The 18954-nt window shown below is 67.9% G+C and carries 19 protein-coding genes and 1 pseudogene; 9 read left to right on the top strand and 11 right to left on the bottom strand.

Features of this window, described 5'->3' with window-relative positions:
- The first annotated feature begins 60 nt into the window (after positions 1 to 60).
- The 7 genes from RIN18_RS11250 to RIN18_RS11220 all read left to right on the top strand — a co-directional run bounded on the left by RIN18_RS11250 (position 61) and on the right by RIN18_RS11220 (position 7187).
- The gene (locus tag RIN18_RS11250; protein WP_309104065.1) at positions 61 to 357 is read left to right on the top strand and encodes a hypothetical protein; all 297 of its coding nucleotides are present in this window, start codon (positions 61 to 63) and stop codon (positions 355 to 357) included.
- Between the two features lie 26 nt (positions 358 to 383).
- Positions 384 to 1502, top strand: coding sequence for a LacI family DNA-binding transcriptional regulator (locus RIN18_RS11245; RefSeq protein ID WP_309104064.1), 1119 nt, complete (start codon positions 384 to 386; stop codon positions 1500 to 1502).
- Positions 1503 to 1611: 109 nt separating this feature from the next.
- Positions 1612 to 2895, top strand: a complete 1284-nt coding sequence (locus tag RIN18_RS11240; protein WP_309104063.1) for an extracellular solute-binding protein — start codon at positions 1612 to 1614, stop codon at positions 2893 to 2895.
- A gap of 2 nt (positions 2896 to 2897) precedes the next feature.
- Positions 2898 to 3836, top strand: coding sequence for a sugar ABC transporter permease (locus RIN18_RS11235; RefSeq protein WP_309104062.1), 939 nt, complete (start codon positions 2898 to 2900; stop codon positions 3834 to 3836).
- Between the two features lie 7 nt (positions 3837 to 3843).
- The gene (locus RIN18_RS11230) at positions 3844 to 4758 is read left to right on the top strand and encodes a carbohydrate ABC transporter permease (RefSeq protein WP_375163524.1); all 915 of its coding nucleotides are present in this window, start codon (positions 3844 to 3846) and stop codon (positions 4756 to 4758) included.
- Positions 4755 to 6296, top strand: coding sequence for a family 43 glycosylhydrolase (locus tag RIN18_RS11225; RefSeq protein WP_309104060.1), 1542 nt, complete (start codon positions 4755 to 4757; stop codon positions 6294 to 6296). The genes RIN18_RS11230 and RIN18_RS11225 overlap by 4 nt, the downstream gene beginning before the upstream one ends.
- 96 nt (positions 6297 to 6392) lie before the next feature.
- Positions 6393 to 7187 (top strand): SDR family oxidoreductase, encoded by a 795-nt coding sequence (locus tag RIN18_RS11220; RefSeq protein ID WP_309104120.1) that lies wholly within the window; start codon positions 6393 to 6395, stop codon positions 7185 to 7187.
- Positions 7188 to 7350: 163 nt separating this feature from the next.
- Here the strand turns inward: RIN18_RS11220 and RIN18_RS11215 are convergent, their stop codons facing one another.
- Positions 7351 to 8598, bottom strand: coding sequence for an MFS transporter (locus RIN18_RS11215; protein WP_309104059.1), 1248 nt, complete (start codon positions 8596 to 8598; stop codon positions 7351 to 7353).
- 153 nt (positions 8599 to 8751) lie between these two features.
- The gene (locus RIN18_RS11210) at positions 8752 to 9330 is read right to left on the bottom strand and encodes a GNAT family N-acetyltransferase (RefSeq protein ID WP_309104058.1); all 579 of its coding nucleotides are present in this window, start codon (positions 9328 to 9330) and stop codon (positions 8752 to 8754) included.
- A 119-nt stretch (positions 9331 to 9449) separates the two neighbouring features.
- Here RIN18_RS11210 and RIN18_RS11205 point away from each other — a divergent pair, with 119 nt between their 5' ends.
- Entirely contained in the window at positions 9450 to 9905 is a 456-nt protein-coding gene (locus RIN18_RS11205) for a DUF6463 family protein (RefSeq protein ID WP_309104057.1), read from the top strand.
- A 19-nt stretch (positions 9906 to 9924) separates the two neighbouring features.
- On the opposite strand, the gene RIN18_RS11200 is transcribed toward RIN18_RS11205, so the two are convergent.
- The 5 genes from RIN18_RS11200 to RIN18_RS11180 all read right to left on the bottom strand — a co-directional run bounded on the left by RIN18_RS11200 (position 9925) and on the right by RIN18_RS11180 (position 13895).
- A complete protein-coding gene (locus RIN18_RS11200) occupies positions 9925 to 11085 on the bottom strand; it encodes an MFS transporter (protein ID WP_309104056.1) in 1161 nt (386 codons plus the stop codon).
- A 288-nt stretch (positions 11086 to 11373) separates the two neighbouring features.
- Positions 11374 to 11946 (bottom strand): dihydrofolate reductase family protein, encoded by a 573-nt coding sequence (locus RIN18_RS11195; protein WP_309104055.1) that lies wholly within the window; start codon positions 11944 to 11946, stop codon positions 11374 to 11376.
- Between the two features lie 208 nt (positions 11947 to 12154).
- On the bottom strand, positions 12155 to 12961 hold the full coding sequence (locus RIN18_RS11190) for a helix-turn-helix domain-containing protein (RefSeq protein ID WP_309104054.1): 807 nt from the start codon (positions 12959 to 12961) through the stop codon (positions 12155 to 12157).
- Entirely contained in the window at positions 12955 to 13371 is a 417-nt protein-coding gene (locus RIN18_RS11185) for a nuclear transport factor 2 family protein (RefSeq protein ID WP_309104053.1), read from the bottom strand. The genes RIN18_RS11190 and RIN18_RS11185 overlap by 7 nt, the downstream gene beginning before the upstream one ends.
- An 86-nt stretch (positions 13372 to 13457) precedes the next feature.
- The gene (locus tag RIN18_RS11180) at positions 13458 to 13895 is read right to left on the bottom strand and encodes a MerR family transcriptional regulator (protein WP_309104052.1); all 438 of its coding nucleotides are present in this window, start codon (positions 13893 to 13895) and stop codon (positions 13458 to 13460) included.
- Positions 13896 to 14187: 292 nt separating this feature from the next.
- On the opposite strand from RIN18_RS11180, the gene RIN18_RS11175 reads away from it, so the two are divergent.
- Positions 14188 to 14922: an SDR family NAD(P)-dependent oxidoreductase gene (locus tag RIN18_RS11175; protein ID WP_309104051.1), complete on the top strand. Its 735-nt coding sequence runs from the start codon at positions 14188 to 14190 to the stop codon at positions 14920 to 14922.
- Between the two features lie 40 nt (positions 14923 to 14962).
- Here the strand turns inward: RIN18_RS11175 and RIN18_RS11170 are convergent, their stop codons facing one another.
- From RIN18_RS11170 to RIN18_RS11155, 4 genes and pseudogenes are all read right to left on the bottom strand, one after another.
- Positions 14963 to 16429: a lipase maturation factor family protein gene (locus tag RIN18_RS11170; protein ID WP_309104050.1), complete on the bottom strand. Its 1467-nt coding sequence runs from the start codon at positions 16427 to 16429 to the stop codon at positions 14963 to 14965.
- Between the two features lie 157 nt (positions 16430 to 16586).
- Positions 16587 to 16970, bottom strand: a complete 384-nt coding sequence (locus RIN18_RS11165) for a RidA family protein (RefSeq protein ID WP_309104049.1) — start codon at positions 16968 to 16970, stop codon at positions 16587 to 16589.
- A 32-nt stretch (positions 16971 to 17002) separates the two neighbouring features.
- On the bottom strand, positions 17003 to 17734 hold the full coding sequence (locus RIN18_RS11160) for an IclR family transcriptional regulator (RefSeq protein ID WP_309104048.1): 732 nt from the start codon (positions 17732 to 17734) through the stop codon (positions 17003 to 17005).
- Positions 17734 to 18954: pseudogene (locus RIN18_RS11155) on the bottom strand (amidohydrolase family protein); the annotation flags it as partial. The gene RIN18_RS11160 and the pseudogene RIN18_RS11155, both read right to left, overlap by 1 nt.

The following is an 18954-nucleotide window of genomic DNA, read 5'->3' as shown; positions in this document are numbered from 1 at the left end:
GTCGTCTCACGCGATTCGGCATCGCGAGGTGGCGAGCGCGCGTACCATTCGACGATGGCCATGGCACCGAGAGAAGTCGACGAGCGGGACACCCGGTGGGAGCGCTCCACGCTCGACCTGCGGGTCTTCATCCAGGATTCGCGAGCGTGGCGCGAGGTCTTCGACATCGACGGGGTCTCGCTGGGCGAAGCTCACGAGTGGGCGCAGTCCCGCGCAGACACGGACTCGGCGATCGCGATCGCACTGCGATTCGTCGACGAGAGAGGCAGGCCGGGGTTGATCTGGCTGGTGGAGGATCCGCTGATCAGCGGCGCCTCGAACGGCGACAGCTCGCCAGCGATCGCATTCGGGGCGTGATCCGGGCCTGTACTGTGGCATCGATCATGTCTGACCAGAGATCCCGCACTCGCACCGGCAGGCGGCCGACCGTGTACGACGTCGCTCGCGCAGCCGGAGTGTCGACGGCCACCGTGTCGTTCACCTTCACCAAGCCGGACCGCGTGAAGGAGGAGACGAGGCAGACGGTCCTCGCGGCCGCGGAGGCGCTCGGGTACGTGCCCAGCGCCAGCGCGCGAGGGTTGGCGCGGGGAGCGACCGGGGCGCTCGGCCTGTACGCGTTCGACTATCTGCTGGAAGGCGAGGCATCCGCCACCGGCTCGGCGGAGGACGACGCCATCGAAGCGTCACTGCGGATGCCGGACGGTCGACTGTTCCCGCTCTACGCCGACGAGGTGCAGCGCGGGGTGCAGCTCGAATGCCGCCGACGCGGCTACGCGCTGATGCTGGGCGCCGGTGACTTCGCCCAGTCCCGCGACGTCGTCGATGTCGCGGGACGCGTCGATGGTCTCATCGCCTTCGCGGGAGCCGCTCCCGGCGAGACTCTCGCGCAGTTGAGCACTCGCCTCCCGGTGGTCGAGCTGGGCGGGGCCGTGCGACGACCCGGCATGCACACCGTCTTCGTCGACCAGGGTACGGCCATGGCCGAGCTCGCCTCGCACCTCATGACCGCGCACGGCCATCGTCGATTCGCCTATGTCGGCGCGCTGAGCACGCCGGAGTTCGAGTCTCGCTACGCCGCGTTCCGAAACACGCTCGAGGCAGCAGGTCTTCCTGTGCCGGCGCCCACTGACAGCCATCCGGGAGACGATGCCTCGACGGAGCGCGTGGTCGAGCAGCTGCTCGCGAGCGGCCCGCTGCCGGACGCGTTCGTGTGCTCGACCGACCAGGAAGCGCTGGTCACGATTCGCACGCTCCGCGCCGCCGGGTACTCGGTACCGGCAGGCACCGCGGTCACCGGCTACGACGGCGTGATCGCCGGCCGGCTCAGCTCCCCGACCCTGACCACGGTTCGGCAGCCGATGGAGGCGGTGGGGCGAGAGGCCGTTCGCATCCTGCTCCGCGCGCTGGAGGGGGACGGTTCGACGGGCCGCGACGTCACACTGCCGTGCCGCCTGTGGATCGGCGAATCCTGCGGCTGCGCCGCGGACAGCATCCGCCACTGATCGCACCCCGGTTTCAAATTGATGCTTGCGTTCTCAAATGTTATGCGCGTAGATTTCGGTGAATCACATCACCGGGATAGCTCCCGACAATCGACGAGTAGGAACGACGATGATCCGAAAGAGAGTGCTCAGCGGTGTCGCGATCACCGCGACCGCCGCGCTGCTGCTGTCCGGCTGCGGCCGCCCCGACGAAGGAGAGGGCGCGGGTCCGGAACCCGTCACGCTGGGCGACGGGCCAGCCACCGGCAAGCTCACCATCTGGGCGCAGGGAACCGAAGGGGAAGCGCTGGCCGACTTCCTCGCGCCGTTCGAGGAGGAGAATCCCGACGTCGAGATCCAGGTGACGCCGGTGCCGTGGGACTCAGCCCAGAACAAGTACCAGACGGCGGTCGCGGGGAACACCACCCCTGACATCGGGATGCTGGGCAGCGACTGGATGCCGGCCTTCGGTTCGGCGCTGCTGCCGACACCGTCGGAGATCGACACGAGCGACATCTTCCCCGTCGCCCTGGAGACCACCGACCTCGGAGGCACGCACTACGGCGTTCCCTGGTACGTCGAGACGCGAGCACTCTTCTACCGCACCGACCTGATGCAGCAGGCAGGCTTCAGCGAGTTCCCGACCGACTGGGAAGGTTTCAAGGCTCTCGCCAAGGGGTACCAGACCGGCGCCGGCGCGGAGTTCGGCGTGACCCTTCCGTCCGGCGGGTGGAACTCGTTCATCGGCAACCTGCCTTTCATGTGGTCCAACGGCGGAGACATCATCAACGCCGAGCAGACCGAGTGGACGATCGACACCCCCGAGAACGCCGAGGCGCTCGACTACATCCGCAGCTTCTTCGACGAGGGGATCGCCGATCCCAACCCCGACAACGAATCCGGCTCCCAGGTGTCGCGGTTCGTGGACGGTTCGACGCCGATGTTCATCAGCGGACCGTGGGACATCCCGGGCCTGGCGGCGGCCGGCGGGGACGGGTTCGCCGACAAGTTCGCTGTCGCGCCGATCCCGGCCTCGCCCTCCGGCGAATCGATGTCGTTCGCGGCTGGGGCGAACCTCGCCGTGTTCAAGGGGTCGAAGAACCCGGATGCCGCGTGGAAGCTCATCCAGTGGCTCACGAAACCCGACGTCCAGGTGGAGTGGTACAAGACCGTCAACGGCCTGCCGTCGCAGCAGTCCGCATGGGACGACCCGGCGCTGACGGAGAACCCGAAGACCGCGGCGTTCGGCGAGCAGTTGCAGAGCACCAAGACGGCACCGGCGCTCACGGTGTGGCCGGAGCTCTCCGCCGCCGCCGACACGCAGATCGAGCAGATCATGCGCGGCGTGATCCCCGCAGCAGAGGGCCTCGCGGCGATCCAGTCCGAGGCGGACTCGCTCGGCTTCGGCGACTGACGATGGCCGTCGTACCCAGCCCCACCACCGTGGCGCACCGGCGCCGCGGTGGCGGGGGGCCAGGGGGCGCACGCAGGCGCACCACCGTGGTGGCGTACCTGTTCGCCCTGCCGTTCGTCGCGAGCTTCGCGCTCTTCATGCTCTATCCGCTGCTGTCGTCGCTGATCATGTCGTTCACCGACTTCACCAGTCGCGACATCAGCACGCCCTTCGGCGTCGACTTCGTCGGGCTCGAGCAGTACGCGGCCCTCTTCCAAGACGCGCAGTTCACCCGGTCGCTGCTAAACACCCTGTACTTCGTCGGCGTCGGGATCCCCCTGACCATGGCGGTCGCCATGGTGCTGGCCGTCGCTCTCAACAACGGGATCACGCGGTTCCGCACGGCATTCCGGGTCGGGTTCTACGCGCCCGTCATCACCAGCATCGTGGCGATCGCGGTGGTGTGGCGCTTCATCCTGCAGCCGGACGGCCTGCTGAACATCGTGCTGGGCGGTGTCGGCATCCAGGGCCCGGACTGGCTGAACGATCCGGCCTGGGCGATGCCGGCGATGATCCTCATGGCGGTGTGGCGGAACATGGGCACGCTGATGATCATCTTCCTCGCGGGATTGCAGACCATCCCGCAGGACGTGATGGAGGCAGCCGAGGTCGACGGTGCCGGAGCGTGGCGGCGGTTCACGCGCATCACTCTCCCCCTCATGCGTCCGACCATGCTGCTGGGCGCGATCCTGCTGTCGGTCGGATTCCTGCAGTTCTTCGAGGAGCCTTTCGTGATGACGAAGGGCGGGCCGCTGAGCTCCACGCTCTCGATCAGCTACTTCACGTACAACGAGTTCGGCTTCGGCAACTACGCGACCGCCTCGGCGGCCAGCTACATCCTGTTCATCGCGATCGCGTTGCTCAGCATCCTGCAATTCCGGTTCTTCAAGACGAAAGCCTGAGAACGTCATGTCGACACAACTCTCATCGAGAACGACGGCGGTCGAAGCCGTCGCGGTCTCCCCCGCCCCGCGCCCTGACGTGCGGCGGCGCGGGTCGAGGCGCAGGCCGCGGATGTCACGGGTGCTCGTCTACGCCGCGCTGCTCATCGCCGTCCTCGTCACGATCCTGCCGTTCGTGTGGATGTACCTCGGTTCGGTGAAGACGCAGCAGGAGCTCATCCGGCGGCCGCCGACCTGGTGGCCGGAGACCATCACCTGGGACAACTTCGTCGCCTGGTTCACCCGACTCGACTTCGGCACCTTCTTCTACAACAGCGTCGTGGTCGCCGGGTTCACGGTCATCGGGACCCTGCTTTTCTGCTCGCTGGTGGGATACGCACTGGCGAAGCTCGAGTTCGCCGGCAAGCGCGCGCTGTTCGCGCTGGTGCTCGTGACGCTGATGGTCCCGGGCGTCGTGACCTTCATCCCGCTGTTCGTCGTCATCAGCAACCTCGGGATGGTGAGCACCCACGCCGCGCTGATCCTGCCGTTCCTGGCCGGACCGCTCGGCGTCTTCCTGATGCGCCAGTTCATCAACGAGATCCCGGACGCCCTCATCGAAGCGGCGCGCATCGACGGCGCGAACGAGTTGCGGATCTTCGCGACGATCGTGCTGCCGCTTTGCAAGCCGGCGCTCGCGACGCTGGCGATCCTCACATTCCTCGGCTCCTGGAACAACTTCCTCTGGCCGCTCGTCGTCGCACAGAGCGAGGACATGTACACCCTGCCCGTAGCGCTGTCGCTGTACTCGGTCGGACAGAACGCCACGAACTACGGAGTCCTGCTCGCGGGCTCCGTGCTCGTCATCACACCGGTGCTGCTGCTCTTCATCGCACTGCAGCGGTACTTCATCCAAGGAATCGCGGTGACCGGAATCAAATGACCACCTCCACGAACGACCTCCTCGCCGCCGAAGAGATCGACATCGCAGTGCGCACCGCCTCCACGAGCGAGGAGCCCATCGTCGCGGGCTTCCACCCCGATCCGAGCATCTGCCGCGGTGACGACGGCTTCTACCTCGCGCACTCTTCGTTCGAGTACTCGCCCGGGGTCCCCATCTGGCACAGCACCGATCTGCTGCAGTGGACTCAGATCGGGAACGCCCTCGCAGGGGAGGAGGCGGCGACCGCAGGGCGGTTCCCCTCCAGTGGCGGCATCTATGCGCCGACACTCCGGTTCCACGACGGCCGGTTCTGGCTCATCACGACCGACATCGGTACGTCGGGCGGTCAGGTGATCACCTCCACCGCCGATCCGCGCGGCGGCTGGGAACCGCTCCGGCGGCTCGACGGGCTGCAGGGCATCGACCCCGACCTCGCCTGGGTCGGCGACGACTGCTACGTCACGTACTGCTCGACGGATCCTGCGCTGCCGGGCATCGCACAGGCACAGGTGGAACCCACCGGGGGTCGCGTGCTCACTCAGCCGCGGGTCATCTGGCGCGGAACCGGGATGGCGCACCCCGAGGCGCCGCATCTGTACCACCACGACGGCTGGTTCTATCTCGTGATCGCGGAGGGCGGGACAGAGCGCGGTCACGGGGTCTCGGTCGCCCGATCACGCCGGCACGACGGACCGTTCGAAGCGGCACCCGCCAACCCGATCCTCACGCACCGGAGCACGACGCACGTGGTGCAGAACACCGGTCATGCCGACTTTGTGCAGACCCCCGAGGGAGAATGGGCCGCCGTGTACCTCGGCGTCCGTCCGCAGGGCGTCACACCGATGTTCCACGTGAACGGCCGGGAGACATTCCTCTCCGGAGTGCGCTGGCAGGACGGGTGGCCGGTGTTCGACGAGTCGCGATTCGTCATCACGGTGCCAGACCGTTCCTACAGCGAGACGTTCACGTCGGCCCCATTGCACCCCCGCTGGGTCTCGCCGGGCGCGCCGGTCGGCAGACAGCTGCGAGCGCTGAGTGACGGGGGCGTCGAGGTGCTCGAGGATTCGCAGCCGACGCGTGCCATGAGCGCCGTTGTCGCGCGGGTCACGGACCGGCGATGGGCGTTCGACGTCGAGCTCGATCCGCGGGACGGTGCGGCCGGAGTCCTGCTGAGGCTGGATGACAGCCACTGGGCAGAGGTGCGAGTCGAGAGCGGCAACGCCGAGGCGGTGCTTCGCGTCGGGCCGGTGCAGCAGCAGCTCGCACCGGGTGCGCGTGTGGACGCCGGGCCGGTGACCGCCCGGATCGAGAGCGTGCCGGCCACATCGGGCGGGCCGGACGACCTGCTGTTCTCCGTCGAGCAGGGCGGTGTGCGGCATCCGCTGGGCAGGGCGGACGGCAGATACCTCTCGACGGAGGTCGCCGGAGGGTTCACCGGGCGGGTTGTCGGCTTCCGGTCCCGCCGCGGCAGCATCCGCGTCCTACGGGTGGAATACACCGCGATGGATTCGCTGACTGATGCGGGCGGTGGCCGCTGACGGACGCGATCGTGTTCTCGGGCATGATCTGAGCGGGCGCGTGGTTGCACCCTCGGCAAGCGACCGCGCCAGCGACTCGGAATGAAACGGAGCACCATGCGCATCGACCTCACCGGAAAGACCGCCCTCGTCACGGGATCGACACAGGGCATCGGCCGCGCGATCGCGGTGGCACTGGCGGATGCCGGAGCCCGCGTCGCCGTCAACGGGCGGCGTGCCGACACCGTGGCTTCGGTCATCGACGAGCTGCGGGCCGAATCCAGCGACCGCGATCTGGTCGCGGCGGCCGGAGACGTGAGCGATGAGGCGGGGGCGGTAGCCGTGCTCGACGCGGCCGGTGACGTCGACGTACTGGTCAACAACCTCGGCATCTTCGGCACGACCCCGGCGCTCGAGATCACCGACGACGAGTGGCGTCGGTACTTCGAGATCAACGTGCTGACGGCGGTACGGCTGACCCGCGCGGTACTGCCCGGCATGAAGGAGCGCGGGTGGGGCCGGGTGATGAACATCGCCAGCGACTCGGCCGTCGTCACCCCCGCCGAGATGATCCACTACGGCATGTCGAAGACGGCGCTCCTCGCCGTCAGTCGCGGCTTCGCGAAGGATGCCGCCGGCACTGGGGTCACCGTCAACTCGGTGCTCGCCGGACCGACGCACACCGGCGGCGTGGAGGACTTCGTCTATGAGCTGGTCGACCGCGCGCTGGCGTGGGAGCAGGCGCAGCGCGAGTTCATGAAGCTGCACCGTCCGCAGTCCCTGCTGCAGCGACTCATCGAGCCGGAAGAGATCGCGAACATGGTCGCCTACCTCGCCTCGCCGCTCGCGTCGGCGACGACCGGCGCTGCGGTCCGCGTCGACGGCGGGTACATCGACTCGATCGTGCCGTGACCGCGCGCTGACGCGCCGCCGGGTCGGCCGCTCTGCGGCGCGCGAAACACACGTCGCAGCGTGAGACACCACGTCTCACGTGATGTCTCACGCCGCATGCGGCGTCTCACGCGAGACGTGGTGTCTCACGCAGAAACTGCGCTCTCACGCGCGATGCACGATCTCACGCAGCATCCGCCGTCTCGGGAGCCTGCGCAGGTAGCTCGCGCACCGCGGGCAGGGCGGAGGTGAGCACCAGCACCAGTTGCGCGGCGAAGACGACAGCAGCCACGGCGATGCACCACTCGATGCCGGCGCCGGCCGCGATCACAGCCCCGAGTCCTGCACCGATCGGCCGGGCGCCGTATGTCGAGACGACCAGCAGAGACGACACCCGCCCGATCATCGGCATCGGCGTGACCGCCTGCCTGAGCGACGTCGTCGATATCGACCAGAGCACCGGCCCCAGGCCGAACAGGAAGAATGCCACGTAGGCGAGAGCGGGCAGCGGCATCCAGACCGTCGCGGCCATGAGACCTGCGGCGATGAAGCCTCCGATCGGGCCCAGCACCGACATCGCCCCCAGAGTGATGCGTCGAGACAGCCGGCGCGAGGCGAAAGCGCCGATCACCATGCCCGCTCCGTACACTCCCATCACAGCGCCTACGGTCGCCGCCGTCATCCCGAGCCGATCGATCGCGTACACCACGAAGACCGACTGGATGAGGAACCATCCGACGTTGAAGACCATCGACGTCACGATCATCGGCCGCAGCAGTCGATTCGATAGCACGAAGCGCACACTGCTGACGACATCGCTCCATGCCTTCGTGCGCGGTGAGAGCGCGCGAGGGATGTCGACCCGCAGGAGCAACGCCGCGGCAGCCGTACACGCGACGGTGGCCACGACGAACGCCGTCTCCGCTCCCGCGAGAGACACGATCGCACCGGCGATGACCGGACCGCTGATGAACGCGACGCTGCGCCCCAGCTCCAGCCACTGATTGGCGTCCACGAGGCGCTCCCGCGTGACGAGCTGCGGCACAGATGAGGGAATGGCCACGCTCACCCCGACCGTGCCGATCGCACCGACGAAGCCCAGAGCGAGCAGGGCGCCGAAGGTGAGCGAATCGAGCAGGATCAGGGCGACTGTGCACGCCAGGGTCGCCGCACGCAGCGCTTCGCATCCGACGAGCACGCGTTTCGGCGAGGACCGATCGATGACCAGTCCGAACGGGATGGAGAGCAGCAGGAAGGGAAGGGTCTGCGCCACCTGCAGCAGCGCGGTTTCGGGGGCGCCCGCACCGAGCACGAGCACCGCCGCCAGGGGCGCCGCGACGAGGGCCATCTGCTCTGCCATCTGTGTCAGCACGCTCGCCCAGGCGACGCGCACGAAGGGGGAAGAGAGAGAAGGGCGTTCTTCAACGGGCATCTTCCGAGTCCAGCAGGGATGGCCCCGCCCGTCCGGCGGGAATCGGCCATCGCATCGCACCCGGCCCGTGTCCCGAGACGAACATTCGGGTCAGGGACAGGACACGTGAGGCCGGGTATCGCGCAGCAGTCGCCGCACCACAGACCCGCGGAGTCACACCCGCCGGGGCGCGGCCTCGGGCCTGTCGATGCGCGAGATCACGTGCAGCGGCGGATCGATGGGGTTGTCCGGTTCCATGTCTCCCTCGGCGATGCGCCGGAAACCGGCCTTCTCGAGCGCACGCCACGAGGCGATGTTCCCTGCGACCACGCTGACGATGATGGCAGTGCACTCGGGATACTTCGACCACGTGTCCGCGACGACGGCGCGGATGATCGCCGTGCCCAGCCCCTGGCCGATCCGAGACTGATCGGCGATGAGATAGTCGATCGTCACCGCACCCGGCGGCACGTCGACGATGCGACTGAATTCTTCGAGGTCCTCCGGGTAGTCAGCGATCCGGGCTCGCTGCACAAGAGCGGTCGGGGCACCGTCGACGAAGACGAGCAGATCTTCGCCCGCCTCTTCACCGCGAGTGCCGGGGCCGAAGTCGGCCGCCACACCCTCGGGTGTGTGGTCATGGTGCCAGTACCGGTGGACGTGCGGCCTGGCGAGCCAGTCGGAGAGCAGCGGAAAGTCCGCCTCTGCGACCGGTCTCCATTCGATGCTCGGGACGGCGTCGTTCTCAACCATGAGCGAAGTCTCGCACAGCGCGACCGAGGGATGAGTTTCGAGATTCTCACCCTTTCAGGCGAGGTCCCGTCACCTCTGCGGGCGATGCCTGCTGTCGCGGCGACTTGCAGGCTGGAGGCATGGAACAGCACTCCGCGACCGAGAACATCCCGCTCCGCGTCCGCGTGACCGCAGCGACCGCTCACCCCGCGCGCCGCGCCGACCGCCTGACCGTCGCCGCCGCCGTGACTCTGCTGCTGATCAGCGTCCTTCACACCGCGGTCTTCGTGGCACACGGGTGGTGGGACTCATGGCTTGCCGGCCCTCTCCGCAGCGAGCAGATGCCGATCGACGCATTCGTGCACTTCTGGGCGCTGCCGGGCGGTTTCGTCGTTCCGATCGCACTGCTCGCGCTGCTGATCCTCGAGGCAGGTCGACGGGGCGCGACCGTGCCGGCATACGTCGGGTTCGCCCTGGCGGCGTGGGCAGTCGTCTGCGTGTGGATCGTCGGCCCCAGCGGATTCCTGCTCTTCGCAGTGCCCGCGCTTCTGCTGATCATGGCGGGCAGCAGAGCGCGGCGCCGGCAGTCGGTGTGACCGCCGGCACCGCGCCCGCTCATCGCCCGGACCGCGTCTGATTTAGCGCCGGCGCGAGCGCCCAGACGGTGATCATCACGGCGGTGGCCGTGATGATCACCGCCGTCCATGGCACCGCCGCGGCCTCAGAGCGCTCGTACACGATGCCGGCGATGAGAGGCCCAGAGAAAGCGCCGAGATTCAGCGCGACGGTCGCGTACGCTCCGCCGAGGACGGGAGCGCCCCCGGCCTCGCGGACGATCCGTCCGATCAGGGCGGATCCGACGGCGAACGAGAGCGCGCCGCAGAGAACCGCCAGCAGTGGCAGGGCGATCGGCGACGCGACCAGCAGAGCGAACGCTGCCCAGGCGCACATGAGCATGGCCGTCCCAGCCGTGATCCAGGCCCGCTCGCGCCCCGGCGCCCAACGGCCCGTCGCGGTGACGCCGGCAAACGCGCCGACCCCGAACCCCGCGAGCAGCAGCGGGATGAGAGGTGCCTGGATTCCGGCATCCGCCCCGAGCACCCCGAGGAATGTGAACACCCCGAAAGTCGCGGAGTTGACGAGAACGGCCAGCACGACGGATCCCAGCACGGGCCGGCGACGCAGCTCGGACAGTTCGTCTCGAATGCGGATGCCGGGCGCCGCTGCCGCCTGCCGGAGGGAGCGATCCCGCAGCAGTGCGATCAGCGCGGGGATGCAGAGCAGGACGACTCCCCAGAACGTCGCGCGCCAGCCCAGCAACGTCGCGAGCAGCGCTCCGGCCGGCACGCCGATGATGGTGGCGAGTGTGGTGCCGGCAAGGAGGGTCGCCACTGCGCGCGTCGTGCGATCCGGCAAGACCAGCCGCCCGACGGTCGCCAGCGCGACGGCGAGGAATCCTGCGTTCGCCAGCGCGGAGATCACCCGCGTGATCAGCAGCACCTCGAACGTCGGGGTGACGGCCCCGACGACGTGGGAGAGGAGAAACAGGCTCAGCAGGGCGATCAGAGCCCGGCGGGGACTCCAGCGAGCGCCGATGAGCGCCATCGCGGGAGCGCCGATCACCATCCCGACGGCGAAGGCTGATGTGAGGGTGCCGGCGACGGCCGGCGTGACGCCCAGCTCGGCCGAGATGGGAAGGAGCAGTCCCGCGAGCATGAACTCGCTGGTGCCCTGGGCGAAGACCGCCAGGGAGAGGACCAGGATCAACAGAGGCATGGTGAAGCATCCAGACGTACGGCGTCGCGTCACCCGGGGGGCGCGACGGAGTGATGAAGGGTCGACGAGATGCGGGGAGCGCACGATGTGCGACTCGACCCGCGATTTAGCGTCTGTCTGCCTCAGGACTCACGACCGACAGCATACCGGCCGGCCGGTCGACATGCCGGAGCTTCGAACTTCTGCGGCCATCCCGAACTTCTGCGGCCAAAAGAGGTATTTCTGGCCGCAGAAGTGGGAATCGGCCGCAGAAGTTGAGGGAACCGAGGCCCCCGCGGCCGAACGATGTCAGTGGTTTACGTCGTAGATGACCTTGACGACGCCATTGGCGTACGCAGCCGATTCGCGCAGCGTAAGCTGCTGGGCGCGCTGCGCCGGCGGGAAGATGGTCTTTCCCGAGCCGAGCAGCACCGGAAACACCAGCAGGTTGTAGCGATCGATGAGATCGGCCTCGCCGAGGTGTCGACCGAGCTCTGCACTGCCGTGGATGAAGATGCCGCCGCCCTCACCGTCGCGCAGGGCCGCTACCTCGTCGGTCGAGCGCAGGATGCGGGTCTCTCCCCAGCCGTCGAGCACCTCGTCTTCGGTGAGTGTCGTCGACACGACGTACTTCGGCAGATCGCGATAGGCGGCGTGATCCTCGGACTCCCGCCACATCGGGGCGAACGCCTCGTAGCTGCGACGGCCGAACAGCAGCGCCGTGGTGTCGGCCAGTTCCTCGCCCTTGAGGGAATACGCGTCGGGGTCGAACGGAGTGCGGAACACCCAGCCGCCGCTCGGGTGGCCTTCGACCACACCGCCGGGGGAGTCGACGATGCCGTCGGCGGTGATGAATCCGGTGTAGACGAGTTCGCGAGTCATTTCGTGCTCCTGCTCCAGGTCGCTGTTCGACCCTCTCATCATGACGTCGAACAGAAATCCACGGAATCGACATAGGACGCCTCGAACTTCCGCGGCCATCTCTGACTTCTGCGGCCACGGCTGCGATCTTGGCCGCAAGAGTTGGGATCGGCCGCAGAAGTTGACCCGAAACCGTCGCGCACCAGGGCACCGCGACATCTGGCCCAGCCTAAGTGCCTTCGCCCGGTTGCGGTTGAATGTCGTGGAGCGTGGAACTTCGGAGAAGATCCGCCGTTCGGTGGTCCGCCGGGTAGTACAACTCAATCGAGATCTCTTCGAGTGTCACGTCTTGCGGGGTCCCGAAGGTCGTGATCGTCGAAAACAGCTTGAGCTGGTGGCTGCCGTGGGTGACGATCATCGGTATCGCGATCTCCGACTCGATCGGGGCAGCAGCTACTTCGACCCCACTAAGACTCCCGAAGAACTCGTCGTAAAGCGCCTGAACTTCCGGATCGGGTGCGGCAGCCAGTTGCCTCGCAATGCGCGCTTGAAGCAGTGCACGTACTTGAGAGAGATTTACAATGCGCGGCGCTAAGCCGTGCGGATGCAGCCCGAGGCGAACCCAGTTTGCGGGCGGCCCCAGCAACCCGGGAGCAACACCAGTGAGGAATGGCCCGAGAGCGCGATTCATCAAAACGATGTTCCAGCGCCGGTCGATGACGAGAGCCGGATACGGCTCGTGCGCACTGAGTACATCAACCACCGCCTGGTACGCGCGCTCCAACTCCTCGGCGCCGATCTCACGCTCGGGGTAGCGCGGAGCATAGCCAGCGGCGAGGAGCAACTGATTGCGGTTTCGTAGGGGCACGTCGAGGCCGGCGGCAAGTCGGAGCAGCATGGACGGACTGGGCGTCGCTTTTCCTGTTTCGACCAGGCTGACGTGTCTGGGAGAAACGTCGATCGAGTGAGCGAGCTCCATCTGGGACATGCGCCTTCGCAAGCGCCACTCACGCAGCAGTTCCCCTGCCGCTACCAAGGCACGAGCTTTCCCAGGCGAGAGACGCCATCGGGAGCCGCTGTCGGCTGGAACACTTCTGCATGCTCCGCGATCGCGCCGTCCTTGAAACGGAAGATGTCGACAACGGCGATCCACCCCTCCAGGGCGGGCACCCAACGCCGCGAGAGCATCGTGACGTCCTCGCCGGCCTCGTGCAAACTGTGAATCTCGATCTTGAATCCGGTGAGTGGCAGCGCTCGCGCCTTGGCCAGCCACTCCGACTTGCTGGCGGCGACGATGCCAGGCCCGTGGTCGACGAAATCGTCCCTCAGCCACGGCTCTACCGCGTCAACGTTTCCCCGTCCGATCAGTTCACCAATGACTACCTCCACGATGCGTTTTCTCATGTGCTCGATCTTTGCCGTCAGCAGGACTCGTGTCGATGACATCGCACTTCATGAGACCTGCACGCGGCAGGAATGGCTTGACCGATCTGGACGCATTCGTTCCGACGCTCAAGAGGGTCAAGAACAGGTCAAGGCGCCCAGACACCGTGGACGGTGCCGTCGAGAAGATGTCGTTGGTACGTAGCGACCTTGCCCTCGATTATCTCGAGGCAGTCCTCGAGTTCAGCGATCCTCTCGCGGACCGCACGCTCGTGCGCCTCGAGCAGGTCGAGGCGCTCCTGTTCGTTTCCGGGCCCGGACCGGACTAGGTCGACGAAGTCTCTGATACGGGCCAACGGCATCTCCGACGCACGCAGGCGATTCACCAGGGTCAACCATTGGACGTCCGCCGGTGTGAAGACGCGATGGCGTCCCGCGTTGCGGGGGATGTCGCGCAGGAGCAGTCCTTCGCGCTCGAAGAAACGAATGGCGTGAACGCTGAGCCCTGTCGCGATGGCGACGCCGCCGATGCTCCACGCGTTCGAGGAGACGGCTGGGACGGAAAGGGGGCCGCCCGCATCGGACATGGGTTCGCTCGATCCGGATTCAAAGTGCTTGACCTAGAGTTGGCTCTAGATCTTACCGTGGGGGCCATGACAGCTCCAGATCTGAACCAGCAGCCCCTCGGAACCGGCTTCGGGGGTGCCACCACCACTCACGATGTGCTCGCCGGAATCGACCTGACCGGAACGACGGCGATCGTCACCGGGGGCTACTCCGGGCTGGGCCGCGCAGCCACCTCCGCTCTGGCCGCGGCGGGCGCCGGAGTGATTGTGCCGGCCCGGCGCCCGGAGCTCGCCCGCGCAAACCCTCGCGACCGTGCCGGGAGTGGAGGTCGTCGCAATGGACCTGTCCGATCTCGACTCTGTCCGCTCGTTCGCGCGAGGAGTGGTCGACAGAGGAACGACCATCGGCCTTGTCATCAACAGCGCGGGCGTCATGGCGAACCCGCTCACCCGGGTTGGCCCGGGGTGGGAATCCCAGTTCGCCATCAACCACCTCGGCCACTTCGCACTCGTCGATCTCCTTATGCCCGCGTTCGATACGGGAGGCGCGCGTGTCGTTTCAGTCTCGTCTGGGGCGCATGCCATTTCGCCCATCCGCTGGGATGACATCCACTTCACTCGCCGCGAGTACGACCCGTGGGTCGCTTATGGGCAGTCCAAGACGGCCAACGTCCTCTTCGCCGTGCAGCTGGACTCAGTAGGTCGTTCGCTCGGGGTCCGCGCGTTCTCCGTCCAGCCCGGTAGCATCATCACCCCGTTGCAACGACACATCCCGCGCGATCAGCAGATCGAGATGAGATGGATCGACGGCGACGGCGTACCGTCCCCGGAGTTCAAGACCCCTGCCCAGGGCGCCGCGACCGCTGTCTGGGCGGCGACGTCCCCCCTGCTCGAGGGCCGTGGGGGCGAATACTGCGAAGACTGCGACATCGCCCCGCTTGCGAAAGAGGGCGCCCCGGGCGGGGTCGCCGCCTGGGCGATCGACACCGATTCTGCCAACGAGCTCTGGGCGTACTCGGCGGACGCGACCCGCGCGAAGGTCAATTGATGCGTCGTCTCGCTGGTCTGGAACAGCAGCTGACCGCCGCTCACCGCAGCGCGGCGGGCCCGAGGATCACGCGGCGCCCGGTGCGCACCCAGCGGACGCCCTCCGCACGGCGCTCGGCTCGCGTCGCGAACCGGTAGCGGTACGACACCGCACGCACCCACCGCGGCCGCTCCCCCCTGAACGGGTCGTCGCGCAGCAGCGCCAGCGTCGGCGCATCCGCCTCGAGCAGCCGGATGACGAAGACCGTGAACCAGTCGTCGAGCGAGTGGCCGAGAGGCAGGAACCACATGAGCCAGTCGAGCCGCAGATGGTACGGCGCGAACTGCCGCGGGATGCGGCGTACATCGCCGGGCTTGCCCTTGAATTCGTACTCTCGCCAGTCCGCGGCATCCGGATCCTCATCGACCGTTCCCTCGACGACGATCTCGACGCGGTGCTTGGTCACCGTGCCGAAGGCGCCGTAGGCGTTCGCCAGCTGCCAACGGTTGAAGCTCGCGTTCATGAGCTGGCGGCGCGCGAACAGGTTGCGGACCGCCGGCCAGCTGACCACGACATACAGCAGTCCGACGGCACAGGTGATCACGAGCCAGTACAGCGGGATGCCAGGCCACGGCCCATCCGTCGCAGAGGTGCTGCCGATCCCCGGCAGGCCGATCGCCGAGAATCCGATCACGATCGTCGCCCAGTTCAGCCACGCGAAGTTGCCGGTGATCACCAGCCAGACCTGCGTCGCGATGACGATGCCGCCCGCCACGGCACCGATCCACTGCGGCACCGGTCCGTCGATCCACAGCGACAGCAGCGGCGCGAAGAGGAAGAAGGGAACGACCAGCTGCGCGAAATGATTGCCGACCACCTCGACCCGATGGATCCATCGCGGCAGCAGGTGGGCCTGCCGGCTGAGCGGCCCCGGCATCGGCTGCGTCTCGTGGTGGTACATCAGCGCGGTGAGGTCGCGCCACTCGCGGCCGCCGCGGATCTTGATCATGCCGGCGCCGAACTCCAGGCGGAACAGCAGCCACCAGAACAGCACGATGACCACCGTCGGCGGAGGCTGGTCGTTCGAGCCGAGGAACGCCGCAAGGAACCCCGCCTCGAGCAGGAGCATCTCCCACCCGAACGAATAGAAGGTCTGGCCGATGCTGACCACTGACATATAGCCGAGCCAGAGGGCGAGGAACAGCAGCATCGGCAGCCACGGCGGGCCCAGCTGCGGCAGGCCGAGCACGAGGGATGCCGCGACGATGATGCCCGCCCAGCACAGCACCGCGAGCCTGCGGTCGGTGTAGCGGATATGGCGGAACAGGGTCGGATGCAGCATCCGTTTGCGCTCCGTGCGGGCGGCGACCCAGTCGAGCAGCGCGGGGGCGGGAAGCAGCCCTCTCTCACCCGCCAGCGCGCGGAACTGGTTCAGCGTCGACAGGAACGCGACGAGGTACAACGCCGCGATGCCCCGCTGCAGCACCTCCCGCGCGAACCCGAAATCGACAGCCGCGATCCCGTCCATGCTCGTCAGGGTACGCGCGCCTTCGAAACGCGAAAGGGGGTTGCGGCGGCGCAGACGCAGCCTGCATGGGTGAATGCGTCGCCCCGGATGCTGCGGTGTGCTCAGCATCCGGGGCGACGCCCTGCGCGACCTGCTCAGGCGTCGTCGCCGCCCGGGGTCAGCCCTGGGGCAGGGCGGCGACCACGTCGATCTCGACGAGGATGTTCGCCAGCTGCGAGCCGACGGTGGTGCGCACCGGGAACGGAGCCGTGAAGAACTCCTCGTATGCGGCGTTGAACTCCGCGAAGTCGGCGAGGTCCTGCAGGTGCACGGTGGCCTTCACCACGTCGTCCATGGTCAGGTCGTGCTCGGCGAGCACCAGCTGGATGTTGCGCAGCACCTGGCGGGTCTGGTCACCCACGTTGTCGGCGATCGCGTGGTCGTCGGCGGCGTCCTGCGGGCCGAATCCGGCCGTGTACAGGAAGCCGTTCGCGACGACTCCGTGGCTGTACGGGCCCGCGGGGGTGGGGGCGCCTTCGGCGTAGAAACCTGTCTTGGGCATCTTTCTCTCTTTCCTTCTCGATTCGGTCTTCTTCACCCCAGCTGGTGTGAGATCTCGGCGGCGGTCTCTCGCAGCATGGGTATGCGCTGCTCGAGCTGCGTGCGGTTCTGGGCGGCGCGCAGCGCCGTCAGTGACAGGGCTCCGACGACGCCGGCGGAGGTCACGATCGGCACGGCGACGCAGCCGACGAAGTCTTCGAACTCGGCATCGTCGAAGGCCCATCCGCGCCGCGCGGTGAGGGCGAGATCGGCGTCGAGCGCGGCGCGGGTGGTCAGCGTGTTCGCCGTGTGCGGGTGCCAGTCGCAGCCGGCAAGCACGGCGTCGCGGCGATCGACGGGCAGCTCGGCAAGGATGGCCTTTCCGATCCCGCTGCAGTAGGGCAGCACAGACGCTCCGACGCGGGAGTACAGGCGCACGCCCGCGGCGTCCTCGACCTTGTCGACATAGACGATCTCGTCGCCGATCAGCGCCCCCACATGCACGGTGTTGCCGACGATCCGGTGCAGTCTGCGCACGTGCGCGAAGGCCGCGCCGCGCAGGTCGAGCTGCTCGAGCGCCGCGCCTCCCAGCACGGCGAGTTGCACGCCGAGGGCGTAGCGCCCGTCACTCTGCCTGCGGACGAATCCGACCTGCTCGAGGCTCTGCAGCTCGCGGAACATGGTGGAGCGGTGGATGCCGAACTCCTCGGCCAGCCCGTTGACCGTCGACGGCTCGGTGGCGAGCGCACTGAGGATGCCGGCTGCGCGCGTGACGCTCTGCGACATCAGGCACCCCCTCGGCGGACACCCCGACCGGGCAACGCTCCGGTCAGCTCGCCCGCGGCGAGCACCTGCACACCGGCGACGAAGACATCGTCGATGCCGGTCGCCAGCGTGCGAGGCTGCTCGTAGGTGGCGCCATCCGCCACCGTCTCCGGATCGACGAGCAGCACATCGGCGACCGCGCCAGGCTCGATCACGCCTCGGCGCCCGAGCGCGAACCGGCGCGCCGGCTGCGCGGAGAGGTGGTGCACGGCATCCGCCCATGTCCACGCACCCAGCTCGCGCACGAACTCGCGCAGGTATCGCGCGAACGACCCCGCGGCCCTGGGGTGCGGATGCGCGCCGACGAAGATCCCGTCGGAGCCGCCGATGTGGCCGGGGTGGGCGAAGATGCGCGCGAGTTCAGTGGCCGGGCGCGGATTGCGGACGGCCATCACCGCGCTGCTCTCCAGGCGCGAGGCGGCGAGCAGGTCGAAGGCGAAGTCCATCGCGTCGACGCCGGCGCGTTCGGCGGCCGCGCGCAGCGTGAGACCGTGCGCCCAGGCGAAGTCGGACGCCGCGATGTGGGCGAGCGTGATCATCTCGGGCCACTCCGGGCCGAGGCTCGGACTGTTCGAGGCGCGCTGCGCGCAGGCGTCGCGCAGGGCGTCGCGACCGAGCGGGTCGCTGAGGAGCGTGACGATCTCGTCGACCGGCAAGGCCGAGATCTCGGGCGGCAGCAGGGGCATCCCGAGCAGCGTGCAGCCGCGGATGTACGGGTACGCGTCGAAGGTCGCATCCACTCCGGCCGCGGCGAAGGCGTCGAGCTGCTCGAGCACGATGTCGGCATCGGCGTGCAGGTGCGAGACGTGCACGGGCAGGGCGGCCCCTGCTTCCGCCGACGCACGCCGGGAGATGTCGACCATCTCCGCCACGCCGGCTGCCGTGTTCGCCTCGTAGCCGCCGCGCATGTGACTGACGTACACACCGCCGGCGCGCGCCACCGGCGCGCACAGAGCCGCGATCTCGTCGGCATCCTGGAAGATGCCCGGTACGTAGTCGAGTCCGGTCGACAGTCCCAGCGCACCGTCGGTCATGCCCTCCGCCACCAGGGCGACCATGGCCTCGCACTCGGCGGGCGACGCCGCAGCACTCCGGCGTCCGCACACCTCGAAGCGCACGGTACCGGCGGGCACCAGGTAGCCGGCATTCAGCGCAGAGGCGCCGTCGACGGCATCCAGCAG

It is taken from the genome of Microbacterium sp., from assembly GCF_031179285.1.
GTDB lineage: Bacteria > Actinomycetota > Actinomycetes > Actinomycetales > Microbacteriaceae > Microbacterium.
This window is presented reverse-complemented; position numbering and strand designations above follow the sequence as displayed.

What these genes read in the sequence shown, in the direction of transcription:
- RIN18_RS11225 (WP_309104060.1), top strand. Translation starts at nt 4,755, where the DNA reads ATGACCACCTCCACGAACGACCTCCTCGCCGCCGAAGAGATCGACATC.
- RIN18_RS11185 (WP_309104053.1), bottom strand. Translation starts at nt 13,371, where the DNA reads ATGTCATCGACACGAGTCCTGCTGACGGCAAAGATCGAGCACATGAGA.
- RIN18_RS11180 (WP_309104052.1), bottom strand. Translation starts at nt 13,895, where the DNA reads ATGTCCGATGCGGGCGGCCCCCTTTCCGTCCCAGCCGTCTCCTCGAAC.
- RIN18_RS11160 (WP_309104048.1), bottom strand. Translation starts at nt 17,734, where the DNA reads ATGTCGCAGAGCGTCACGCGCGCAGCCGGCATCCTCAGTGCGCTCGCC.
- RIN18_RS11240 (WP_309104063.1), top strand. Translation starts at nt 1,612, where the DNA reads ATGATCCGAAAGAGAGTGCTCAGCGGTGTCGCGATCACCGCGACCGCC.
- RIN18_RS11170 (WP_309104050.1), bottom strand. Translation starts at nt 16,429, where the DNA reads ATGGACGGGATCGCGGCTGTCGATTTCGGGTTCGCGCGGGAGGTGCTG.
- RIN18_RS11235 (WP_309104062.1), top strand. Translation starts at nt 2,898, where the DNA reads ATGGCCGTCGTACCCAGCCCCACCACCGTGGCGCACCGGCGCCGCGGT.
- RIN18_RS11245 (WP_309104064.1), top strand. Translation starts at nt 384, where the DNA reads ATGTCTGACCAGAGATCCCGCACTCGCACCGGCAGGCGGCCGACCGTG.
- RIN18_RS11165 (WP_309104049.1), bottom strand. Translation starts at nt 16,970, where the DNA reads ATGCCCAAGACAGGTTTCTACGCCGAAGGCGCCCCCACCCCCGCGGGC.
- RIN18_RS11195 (WP_309104055.1), bottom strand. Translation starts at nt 11,946, where the DNA reads ATGACTCGCGAACTCGTCTACACCGGATTCATCACCGCCGACGGCATC.
- RIN18_RS11220 (WP_309104120.1), top strand. Translation starts at nt 6,393, where the DNA reads ATGCGCATCGACCTCACCGGAAAGACCGCCCTCGTCACGGGATCGACA.
- RIN18_RS11205 (WP_309104057.1), top strand. Translation starts at nt 9,450, where the DNA reads ATGGAACAGCACTCCGCGACCGAGAACATCCCGCTCCGCGTCCGCGTG.
- RIN18_RS11215 (WP_309104059.1), bottom strand. Translation starts at nt 8,598, where the DNA reads ATGCCCGTTGAAGAACGCCCTTCTCTCTCTTCCCCCTTCGTGCGCGTC.
- RIN18_RS11250 (WP_309104065.1), top strand. Translation starts at nt 61, where the DNA reads ATGGCACCGAGAGAAGTCGACGAGCGGGACACCCGGTGGGAGCGCTCC.
- RIN18_RS11210 (WP_309104058.1), bottom strand. Translation starts at nt 9,330, where the DNA reads ATGGTTGAGAACGACGCCGTCCCGAGCATCGAATGGAGACCGGTCGCA.
- RIN18_RS11200 (WP_309104056.1), bottom strand. Translation starts at nt 11,085, where the DNA reads ATGCCTCTGTTGATCCTGGTCCTCTCCCTGGCGGTCTTCGCCCAGGGC.
- RIN18_RS11230 (WP_375163524.1), top strand. Translation starts at nt 3,844, where the DNA reads ATGTCGACACAACTCTCATCGAGAACGACGGCGGTCGAAGCCGTCGCG.